This window comes from Rhodococcus sp. PBTS 1, assembly GCF_001620025.1.
GTDB lineage: Bacteria > Actinomycetota > Actinomycetes > Mycobacteriales > Mycobacteriaceae > Rhodococcoides > Rhodococcoides kroppenstedtii.
Genome location: NZ_CP015219.1, coordinates 435,464 through 446,349 on the forward strand (window position 1 = coordinate 435,464; position 10,886 = coordinate 446,349).

Below are 10,886 nucleotides of genomic sequence, written 5' to 3' on the forward strand. Positions count from 1 at the left end.
GGTGGTCGAGGTGACGAGAGGAACGCTAGGCGGATCTCACGGGCCGCGAAACGCAGCGCTGTGCGGGTGTCAAACCTCATGACCCGCACAGCCGTGCGGGGCCCGACATCGCACGATCGTGTGATGTCCGACGCATCGTCGTCCGGTTCCGCACCGAATCCCCAGCAGTGACACCCACACCCGTGGGAGGCCGCCCGGATAGGCTGAGCGCGTGCCGAGACGCGCAGAGGGAGAACGACCGTGACCGTCGCTCGGCGACCGGATCCCGCGACCGCGCTGCGTGCCGCCCTGATCGACCGGGGCGTGGACGGCGACGCCGTCGACGGGATCACCCTCGAGGCGCTCGCGGGCTGCGAGATCGACGTCGACGATCCCCCCCTCTGTGCCGCGGCGCTGCTCGATCTCGGTCCCGCCGCCGTGGTCGACGCGCTGCAGAACGGCACGGGGTGGGCCGGCTTCGCCGAGCGGCTCTCCGGGGCGCTCGCGGAGGTCGGCGATGTCCGCGGCGACGCGGCGCGCGACGTGCTCTGGTCCCTGCACCTGGCCGCCGGTGCGACGGCCGTCGCCACCCTCCGCGCCGTCCTCCCCGACACCGACGTCGACGCCGGGATCGCCGAGTTGGCGTCGTCGGGCGTGGTGCGGGTGGTGCATCCGTCGGCGGGGGGTGCGACATCCGGGTCGCGAGTGGCGTTGCGGCTGAGTGGGATCGGGGACGCGGTGCGCGAATCGCGGGGCCGACTCCTCGCCGGGCACGCGGACTCGATGCCGGCCGCGACCCTGGCCCTCGACCTGCGGACCGTCGACGACATCCGCGCCGCGGCCGCCGACACCGCGCGCTCCGTGCCCCGCGTGGTCGTACTACGGCGGGCGATGCTCGTCGCGGTCGACCGGCTCGCCGCCGTCGGCCGTTGGTCCGACGTCGTGGCGCTCGTCGACGCGGCGGCTCCGGCGTTGGCCGCCGTGGGGTTGCACCGCGAACTGCACCGCCGGGTCCAGGGCATGCTCGGCAGCGCGCAGGACGCACCCGACGACGTCCGCACCCGCCTGCGCGCGGTCTCGGCGGACCTGCACCTCGCGTCGGGGGACACCACTGTCTGCCGTCACCTGCTCGCCGCCATCGTCGCGCCCGACGAGCGCGCCGTGTCCTGGCGGGCCGACCTCCTCGCCGCCGTGTGGGCGGTCCACGTCGACGATCGCGCCGTCCTGACCGCGGTCGACCGCTTCGTGGCCGGGGGCGGATCGCCCGCCGCCGCAGCGCAGGTCACCCTCGACCTGGCCGCCCGGCTGTTCGGCGACGGGCGCACGGCCGATGCCCAGGACGTGCTGACCGTCGCCGGGGTACACGCCGCCGTCGCCGGCGACCCGCTCACGCTCGCCCGCCTCCACGTCACGGAAGCCGCGCTCCACGCCCGCATCGGGGAGTCGGCGGTAGGACGTCGTCGGGTGGCCGCGGCGTACCCCCTCGCGGCGTCGCACGGCGATCACGCCTTCGTCCACGTCCTGGCGTCGTGCGTCCGCCCGCTGCACGGCGAACCGGGAGCCGAGGGCGTCGCCCGCGTCGCGGACGTCCTCGATCTCGCCGCGGTGATGGACGGGGTCGACGTCGACCGTCGTCGGGTGCTCGCGGACGTCGTCGCCGACGTCGGGGTCGGGATGCGCGGAGCCACCGCCGCGCCGGCGCCGGTCTCCGCGGCGGCGATGCTGCGCTCGCTCTACGGACAGGTCGCGGGCGGGGTCTCCGGTGTGACCGGGCCGGGGCCGGAGCGTCTGACCGACCGGGAACAGCAGGTCGCCGAGCTGGTGGCGACGGGCCTCGGCAACACCGAGATCGGGGCGCGCCTCGGCATCTCCCGCTGGACGGTGGTCAGCCACCTACGCAACATCATGCGCAAGTGGGACTGCGCGTCGCGGGTGGAGGTGGCGCTGCAGTACCGCGACGGCGAGGCGGGGTAGGCACGCAGACGACGCGTGCAACGACGTTGCAACGGTGGGCTTCGTAGTGTTCCCGGTCACAGCCCCCGGCAAACACGGGGGCGGATCACGAGCGACAAAGGAGCTCTTCGATGACCGTCTACACCCGCCCGGGTTCGCCCGACAGCGCGATGTCCTTCCAGAGCCGGTACGACAACTGGATCGGCAACGAGTGGGTCACTCCCGTGAAGGGCCAGTACTTCGAGAACCCCACCCCGGTCACCGGCCAGAACTTCTGCGAGGTGGCCCGCTCGACCTCCGAGGACATCGAGCTCGCCCTCGACGCCGCCCACAAGGCCGCCCCCGCCTGGGGCAAGACCTCCGCCGCCGAGCGCGCCGTCATCCTCAACAAGATCGCCGACCGCATCGCCGAGAACCTCGAGTCGATCGCCCTCGCCGAGTCCTGGGACAACGGCAAGCCGATCCGCGAGACCCTCAACGCCGACATCCCGCTCGCCATCGACCACTTCCGCTACTTCGCCGGGTGCATCCGGGCGCAGGAGGGGTCGCTGTCGGAGATCGACAGCGAGACCGTGGCCTACCACTTCCACGAGCCGCTGGGCGTCGTCGGCCAGATCATTCCGTGGAACTTCCCGATCCTCATGGCCGTGTGGAAGCTCGCGCCCGCTCTCGCCGCCGGCAACGCCGTGGTGCTCAAGCCCGCCGAGCAGACCCCGGCCTCGATCATGCACCTGATCTCGATCATCGGTGACCTGCTGCCGCCCGGCGTCGTCAACATCGTCAACGGGTTCGGCACCGAGGCCGGCAAGCCGCTCGCCTCGAGCCCCCGCATCAAGAAGATCGCGTTCACCGGCGAGACCACCACGGGCCGCCTGATCATGCAGTACGCGTCGCAGAACCTGATTCCCGTGACGCTCGAGCTCGGCGGCAAGAGCCCCAACATCTTCTTCTCCGACGTGCTCAGCCAGAACGACGACTACCAGGACAAGGCCCTCGAGGGCTTCACGATGTTCGCCCTCAACCAGGGTGAGGTCTGCACCTGCCCGTCGCGGTCGCTCATCCAGCAGGACATCTACGACGACTTCCTCGCACTCGCCGCGATCCGCACCAAGGCCGTCCGCCAGGGCGACCCGCTGGACACCGAGACGATGATCGGTGCGCAGGCGTCGAACGACCAGCTCGAGAAGATCCTGTCCTACATCGAGATCGGCAAGGGCGAGGGCGCGCAGATCGTCACCGGCGGTGAGCGGGCCGAGCTCGGCGGCGACCTCAACGGCGGCTACTACGTGCAGCCGACGATCTTCACCGGCAAGAACAACATGCGTATCTTCCAGGAGGAGATCTTCGGACCCGTCGTGTCGGTGACGTCGTTCTCCGACTACGCCAACGCCATCGAGATCGCCAACGACACCCTCTACGGCCTTGGTGCCGGCGTCTGGTCCCGCGACGGCAGCGTCGCCTACCGCGCGGGCCGCGACATCCAGGCCGGTCGCGTCTGGACCAACACCTACCACCAGTACCCGGCCCACGCGGCGTTCGGCGGCTACAAGCAGTCCGGCATCGGCCGCGAGAACCACCGCATGATGCTCGACCACTACCAGCAGACCAAGAACCTGCTGGTGAGCTACGCCCCGAAGGCCCAGGGCTTCTTCTGATGCTGCCCCGCTTGAAGGCCACCGCCGGGGCGATGGAGTTGCTCCGTCGCCTCGGCGGTCTCCACGGCGCGCTGATGATGCATCAGAGCGGCGGGTGCTGCGACGGCTCGTCCCCGATGTGTTACCCCGCAGGCGAATTCATCGTCGGGGATCGGGACGTGCTGCTCGGACTGCTCGATCTGCGTGCGGACGTGGACACCGTGCCCGCCGATCTGCCGGCCGACGCCGACGCCGTGCCGGTGTGGATCTCCGGGTCGCAGTTCGAGGCCTGGAAGCACACGCAGATGGTGCTCGACGTCGTGCCCGGTCGGGGGAGCGGGTTCTCCCTCGAGACGCCCGAGGGGCTCCGGTTCCTCAGTCGTGGCCGGGCCTTCACCGAGGAGGAGCTGTCGACGCTCGCCTCCCAGCCCCCGCTCACCGGGGCGCAGTGGGAGGACGGCGAGCGGCCCGACGTGCCGAGCGAGTCCGTCGTCGTCGCCGAGGCCGTCGACGCCTGCCCGGTGCCGGGTATGACGCTGCAGGGTTGAGATCCGTGTGCAGTAATCCGTGTACAGCACGGATTACTGCACACGATGCGGGGTCGGAACGGCTGCCGACGGCGGCGCGTCCAACCCCGCATGATCGACCGACTGTTGTCGTCGCAGGACGGTGTCGTCACTTCCACGCACGCTCGCGCCGCCGGCCTGAGCGCCGACGCCATCGAGTGGCGGGTGCGATCCGGCCGGTGGCGCCGGGTCAGCCGCGGGGTGTACGTCGCGCGCGACCGTCCCTTCACCGATGCGGCCCGCGCGCGGTGTGCGGTGTGGTCGACCTCCCACGGCGTGCTCACCGGGACCTCCGCCGCGTTCTGGTTGGGCATCACCACTCACCTTCCGCCCCGAGTGGAGGTCACGGTGCCGCTCACCTCGTCCGGACGAGCTGTCCCCGGTGTCGTCCTGCGACGTCGCACGCTGGACGCCGCCGACATCGTCGAGGTTCGCCGCCTGCGGGTGACGGGCCTGGCCCTGACCGTTCTGGAGGCCTCGGCTGTGCTCGGGCAGGAGGTCATGGATCGCCAACTCCAACGCAACGCCACGGTGATCGCTCTGCGTCGGGCGCAGGATCGTAACCGCGGCAGACGGGGCAGCCCGGCGGCCGAGACACTGCTGCGTGCCGCGGAGGGCGGTGCCCGGTCGGAAGCAGAACGACTGGCCGTGCGGGTGCTTCGTGCCGCCCGTCTCACGGGCTGGGTGATCAACCACCCGTTCGGGCCGTACATCATCGACATCGCGTTCCCTGCCCAGCGGGTGGCAATCGAGATCGACGGTTGGGCCTTCCATTCCGACACCAGGGCGTTCCACCACGACCGGATCCGTCAGAACGTCCTGAGCGCGTCGTGGACCGTGCTCCGCTACACGTGGCAGGACCTGACCGAGCGTCCGGACGCCGTTGCCGCCGAGATTCGCGCCTTCGTCCATCGTGTGCAGTAACCCGGACCTGGCACGGATTTCTGCACACGATCACGCGCTACATCGCGGCAACACCCCCGCAACACACCCCACCTACGGTTCCACCACCCCCCGCGAGAAAGGCTCACCATGGCCGTCAAGGAACCACAGTCCGGCACCCAGCCCACCGACGACTACCTCGCCAAACGCACGCTGAGGTCGGGCACGGCGGGGTGGGTGCTGCTCGCCGGTCTCGGCGTGAGCTACGTGGTGTCGGGTGACTACTCGGGCTGGAACTTCGGGCTCGAGCAGGGCGGCTTCGGCGGCCTCGCCATCGCGGCGGTCCTGATCGCCGGCATGTACCTGGCGATGGTGCTGGGCATGGCGGAGATGTCGTCCGCACTTCCCGCGGCGGGCGGCGGCTACACGTTCGCGCGGCGCGCACTCGGGCCGTGGGGCGGATTCGCCACCGGAACGGCCATTCTCATCGAGTACGCGATCGCGCCGGCGGCCATCGCGACGTTCATCGGTGCGTACGTCGAGTCGCTCGGCCTGTTCGGTATCACCGACGGGTGGTGGGTGTACCTGGCGGTGTACGCGATCTTCATCGGCGTGCATCTGGCCGGTGTCGGCGAGGCGCTCAAGGTCATGTTCGTCATCACGGCGATCGCGCTGGTGGGCCTGGTGATCTTCGCGATCGCGGCCGTACCGATGTTCGACGTCGCCAACCTCACCGACATCGAACCGACCGACGCCGCGGGCGCCTCGAGCCTCCTGCCGATGGGCTACCTGGGCATCTGGGCGGCGGTGCCGTTCGCGATCTGGTTCTTTCTCGCCATCGAAGGCGTTCCGCTCGCGGCCGAGGAGGCCAAGGATCCGGCGCGCAACGTGCCCCGCGGCATCATCGCCGCCATGGCGGTGCTGCTGGTGACGGCGGCCGCGATGCTGATCCTGGTCACCGGAGCCGGCGGCGCGGAGGCCATGCAGTCCTCGGGCAACCCGCTGGTGGAGGCCCTCGGCGACAGCGGTGCCGCGACCGTCGTCAATTACATCGGCCTCGCCGGCCTGGTCGCCAGCTTCTTCTCCATCATGTACGCCTACTCGCGGCAGCTGTTCGCCCTGAGCCGCGCGGGCTACCTCCCGAAGTCGATGTCGGTGGTGAACTCGCGCAAGGCGCCGACGCTGGCGCTGATCGTGCCGGGTGTCATCGGCTTCGCCCTGACCTTCACCGGCAAGGGCTCGATGTTGTTGAACATGGCCGTCTTCGGCGCCGCCCTGAGCTACGTTCTGATGATGGTGAGCCACATCGTGCTCCGCCGCCGCGAGCCCGACATGCCGCGCCCCTACCGAACTCCCGGCGGCACGGTGACCACGGGCTTTGCGCTGGTCGTCGCCGCCCTCGCCGTGGTGGCCACCTTCCTGGTGGACAGTCAGGCGGCGCTGTGGTGCCTGGCCGTGTTCGCCGCGTTCCTGGCGTACTTCGGTCTGTACAGCCGCCATCGCCTGGTGGCGTCCTCGCCCGACGAGGAGTTCGCCGCGCTGGCCGACGCGGAGCGTGACCTGGAATGACCGTGTACCGACAGTCCTTGGCCGGCAGCACCTTCACCTTCGACGGACTGGTCGAGGTGATGGCGAAGGCGACGCCGCCGCGATCCGGGGATCGGCTGGCCGGCTGCGCGGCCGAGTCCGACGCCGAACGTGCCGCCGCGGCATGGGTTCTCGCGGATCTCCCGCTGCAGACCTTTCTCGACGAACAGGTGGTGCCGTACGAGGACGACGAGGTCACCCGGCTCATCTGCGACGCGCACGACGCCGACGCGTTCGACGCCGTCTCGCACCTCACCGTCGGCGGTCTGCGCGACCACTTGCTCACCGTCGCAGCGGAATCCGGCAGCGCCGACACCCTGCGCGCCCTCGCCCCCGGGCTGACACCGGAGATGGTCGCGGCGACGAGCAAGATCATGCGGAACCAGGATTTGATCGCGGTGGCCAAGGCCGCGGTGGTGACGTCGGCGTTCCGCACCACCATCGGTCTGCCCGGCACGATGGCGACGCGCCTGCAGCCGAACCACCCGACCGACGACCCGCACGGCATCGCCGCGGCCACGCTCGACGGCCTGCTGATGGGGTCCGGCGATGCGGTCATCGGCGTCAATCCCGCCACCGATTCCCCCTCCGCCACAGCCGATCTGCTGTACCTGCTGGACGAGATCCGGCAGCGATTCGAGATTCCCGTGCAGTCCTGCGTCCTCTCCCACGTGACGACGACGGTCGGCCTGATCGAGAAGGGCGTGCCGGTGGATCTGGTGTTCCAGTCCATCGCGGGGACCGAGGGCGCCAACCGCAGTTTCGGCGTCACCGTCCCCATGCTGCTGGAGGCGAACGAGGCGGGAAAGTCGTTGCACCGCGGCACCGTCGGCGACAACGTGATGTACCTCGAGACGGGTCAGGGGTCGGCGCTGTCGGCCGGTGCGCACCTCGGGACCGGCGGAAAACCGGTGGATCAGCAGACGCTCGAGACCCGCGCCTACGGGCTGGCCCGCGCCCTCGACCCGCTCCTGGTCAACACCGTGGTGGGGTTCATCGGCCCCGAGTACCTCTACGACGGCAAGCAGATCGTCCGGGCCGGCCTCGAGGATCACTTCTGCGGCAAGCTGCTCGGCCTGCCGATGGGCGTCGACGTCTGCTACACCAACCACGCCGAGGCCGATCAGGACGACATGGACACGCTGCTGACGCTTCTCGGCGCGGCCGGGGCGGCGTTCGTCATCGCGGTGCCGGGTGCCGACGACGTCATGCTCGGCTACCAGAGCCTGTCCTTCCACGACGCGCTCTACGTCCGGCAGGTGCTGGGCCTCAAACCGGCGCCGGAGTTCGAGGCGTGGATGCACCGCCTCGGCATGACCGACGACGCCGGCCGGGTGCTCCCCGTCGACGCCTCGACCTCGCCGCTGCGTGCATTGGCGGCTCCGGCGTGACCGCCTCGCCGCTCCGGGCTCTGGCGGCTCCGGCATGACCGCCCCGGACTTCTGGTCCGACCTCCGGCTGACGACGCAGGCGCGCATCGGGCTGGGTCGGGCGGGCGACGCGCTGCCGACGTCACGGGTGCTGGAGTTCCAGGCCGCCCACGCGGCGGCCCGCGACGCCGTCCACATGCCGCTCGACGTCGACACCGTCGTCGCGGACCTTGCCGACCTCGGCCTCGGTGACCCCGTCGTCGTGTCCAGTCGCGCCGAATCGCGGGGGGAGTACCTGCGACGTCCCGACCTCGGCCGCCTGCCGGCCGATCTGTCGGCGGTGCCGCGCACCGAGGCGGACCTCGGCATCGTCCTGTGCGACGGGCTGTCCCCGCGCGCGCTCGCCGAGCACGGCGTCGGGCTCACCCGTGCCCTCGCCGACGCGCTGGGGACGTTCACGATCGCACCGCCCGTCGTCGCCACGCAGGCGCGAGTGGCGCTCGGCGACCACGTGGGCGAGGCGCTCGGCGTCGCCACCGTGCTGGTGATCATCGGGGAGCGACCCGGACTGTCCGTCGCCGACAGCCTCGGGATCTACCTGACCCACGAGCCGCGGCCGGGACGCAGCGACGCCGAACGCAACTGCATCTCCAACATCCACCCACCCGGCGGGATGACCTACGACCACGCGGCGCGCGTGGCGGCGTCGCTGGTCGCGGGCGCGCGGCAACTGGGCCGGTCGGGGGTCGACCTCAAGGACTCGTCCCGCGAACTGACCTGAGCATCAAGGCCGACGCCCGGCGCCTAGAGTCTCCACCCGTGCTGCTGCAACGGGTGCGGGTCGATCCCGCGCAGGAGGGGTTGTCCGACGTCCGTGTCGAAGGCGACCGCGTCACCGAGATCTCCGCTCCCGGTGAGCGGCTGAGCACCGCGGGCGACGACGCCGTCGACGGCGCCGGTGGGGTGCTGCTGCCGGGGTTCGTCGACGCGCACGTGCACATGGCGCAGTGGTCGATGGCGCGTCGCCGGATCGACGTCGGACATGCGACCAGCGCGGCCGACGTCGTCGACATCCTCGTGGCGTCGGGGGAGCGGTCCGTCGTGCGGGCGCAGGGATACCGCGCAGCGCTGTGGTCGACGCCGCCGCACAAGGACATGCTCGAGGCGGCGCTGCCGGGCGCGCACGTCGCCGTGACGAGCATGGATCTGCACTCGGTGTGGCTGTCGCCGGCGCTGATGGACGCGCTGGGCGTCGTGCACCCGACGGGTGTGTTCCGCGATCACGACGCCATCGCCATGATGGGTGCGCTCGACGCACGGGTCGACGACGCCGAGCTGGACCGCCACGTTCTCGACGGCGCGGACGAGTTGGCCCGACGCGGCATCACCGAGATCCTCGACTTCGAGTACGACGACAACTGGTCGGCCTGGTCGCGGCGGGCGGCGCGCCGACTGCCCGGGGTGCGGGTGACCGCGTCGACGTGGCCGACCTGGCTGGAGCAGTGCGTCGCGGCGGAGCGTCGCACCGGTGAGCCGGTGCCGGACACGGCCGGCACGGTCCGCATGGGCCCACTGAAGATCATGGCCGACGGCTCGCTGAACACGCGGACGGCGTGCTGTCACGATCCGTATCCCGACGACGACGGCGGGGGCAGCGAATCGCACGGGCTGCTCCTGGTCGACGAGCCCGAGTTGGTCCGTCTGATGACCACGGCCGCGTCGGGTTCCATCGCGTCCGCGGTCCACGCGATCGGCGACCGGGCCAACACCGTCGTGCTCGACGCCGTCGCGTCGGTGCGGGCGCGAATGCGCACCGGCGAGCTGCCGACCGTCGGCGCCCGGATCGAGCACGCCCAGCAGGTGCGCCCGGCGGACCTCGCCCGGTTCGCCGACCTCGGCGTCGTCGCGTCGGTCCAACCGCAGCACGCGATGAGCGATCGTGACGTCGTCGACATCCTGTGGGCGGATCGCGCCTCGCGGGCCTATCCCTATCGGTCGCTGCACCGTCTGGGGGTCACGCTGCAGTTCGGCTCCGACGCCCCGGTCTCGCCTCCCGACCCGCGCGCCGCGGTGGCCGACGCCGTGCACCGGACCGACGACGACCGCCCGCCGTGGGAGCCGGACGAGGCGCTCCCGCTGTCGGCGGCGCTGCGGTCGGCGTGCGGTGGGCGCGACGCCGTGACGGTGGGATCGGCCGCCGATCTGACGGTGCTCGCGCAGTGGCCGCACCTGCTCTCGAATACGGATCTGCGGTCGGTTCCGGTGCTCGCGACGATCTCCGGGGGGCGTCTCACCCATCTGTCGGCGTAGGGCGAACGAATGACGATCATGAGGTCCACTAATGGAACGTCGTTGTCGCTACCGAGCGGTAGGGTCAGCGGTGGGGTTCGTGGGCTCTCACGGGCACGACGCGCCTCCGGGGGCTTCGCCGTCGTGCGATGTCACGATTCGCTGCTCCCGGGTGCGCTCGAGTAGGCTCGGTCGGCGCCTCGGAAGGTCTCGGAGGACGTCGGTCGGGCGCCGGAGAGGCGTCCGGCCGTGTTCGTGACGGGCTTGCGACCTGCACCACCGGCGCGTCGTCCAGGATCGGGCGACGGGACGGGCGATAGATTTCGTCGACAGCGAAGACGGCGAAGAAGACGAGGAGGACCACCGGCCACGCGGGCGCGAGAAGCCGAAGCTCGCGGTAACGGCACTCGACCACGGAACGATGTGACCATGTTGCAGTTCGCGTCGTGTGCACCCTTCGGTGTGCGCATGACCGGGTCGGAATTCGGGTACCGATTCACACGGTGCGTCGAACCGGCGATCGTCGATGATCTTTGAGGATGGTGCAAGACTTGAGCGCTGGGAACGCAGCCGGCTCCGACCGTGTCCCGGACGGCGCCTTCCCGCTGTCCGCGGCGCAGCGTGGG

General features: G+C 70.8%; 8 protein-coding genes. All 8 read left to right on the top strand.

Going from position 1 to position 10,886, the window contains the following annotated elements:
* The first annotated feature begins 240 nt into the window (after window positions 1-240).
* The 8 genes from A3Q40_RS02125 (at window position 241) to A3Q40_RS02160 (ending at window position 10,281) form a co-directional block, all read left to right on the top strand.
* Window positions 241-1,953 (top strand): helix-turn-helix domain-containing protein, encoded by a 1,713-nt coding sequence (locus A3Q40_RS02125; RefSeq protein ID WP_068099592.1) that lies wholly within the window; start codon window positions 241-243, stop codon window positions 1,951-1,953.
* Window positions 1,954-2,063: 110 nt separating this feature from the next.
* Entirely contained in the window at window positions 2,064-3,587 is a 1,524-nt protein-coding gene (exaC, locus tag A3Q40_RS02130; protein ID WP_068099593.1) for an acetaldehyde dehydrogenase ExaC, read from the top strand.
* The gene (locus A3Q40_RS02135; RefSeq protein ID WP_235606398.1) at window positions 3,587-4,114 is read left to right on the top strand and encodes a DUF779 domain-containing protein; all 528 of its coding nucleotides are present in this window, start codon (window positions 3,587-3,589) and stop codon (window positions 4,112-4,114) included. The genes exaC and A3Q40_RS02135 overlap by 1 nt, the downstream gene beginning before the upstream one ends.
* A 90-nt stretch (window positions 4,115-4,204) precedes the next feature.
* Complete coding sequence (locus A3Q40_RS02140; protein WP_068099594.1) at window positions 4,205-5,056, top strand: type IV toxin-antitoxin system AbiEi family antitoxin domain-containing protein; 852 nt, start codon at window positions 4,205-4,207, stop codon at window positions 5,054-5,056.
* A 108-nt stretch (window positions 5,057-5,164) separates the two neighbouring features.
* A complete protein-coding gene (gene eat / locus A3Q40_RS02145) occupies window positions 5,165-6,583 on the top strand; it encodes an ethanolamine permease (protein ID WP_068099595.1) in 1,419 nt (472 codons plus the stop codon).
* The gene (locus tag A3Q40_RS02150) at window positions 6,580-7,992 is read left to right on the top strand and encodes an ethanolamine ammonia-lyase subunit EutB (protein ID WP_068099596.1); all 1,413 of its coding nucleotides are present in this window, start codon (window positions 6,580-6,582) and stop codon (window positions 7,990-7,992) included. Before eat ends, A3Q40_RS02150 begins: the two co-directional genes overlap by 4 nt.
* Before the next feature lie 34 nt (window positions 7,993-8,026).
* Window positions 8,027-8,752 carry an ethanolamine ammonia-lyase subunit EutC gene (eutC, locus tag A3Q40_RS02155; protein ID WP_068104909.1) on the top strand — a complete coding sequence of 242 codons (726 nt, stop codon included), beginning with the start codon at window positions 8,027-8,029 and terminating at the stop codon, window positions 8,750-8,752.
* Window positions 8,753-8,790: 38 nt separating this feature from the next.
* Window positions 8,791-10,281, top strand: a complete 1,491-nt coding sequence (locus A3Q40_RS02160) for an amidohydrolase (RefSeq protein ID WP_068099597.1) — start codon at window positions 8,791-8,793, stop codon at window positions 10,279-10,281.
* Window positions 10,282-10,886: the final 605 nt, after the last annotated feature.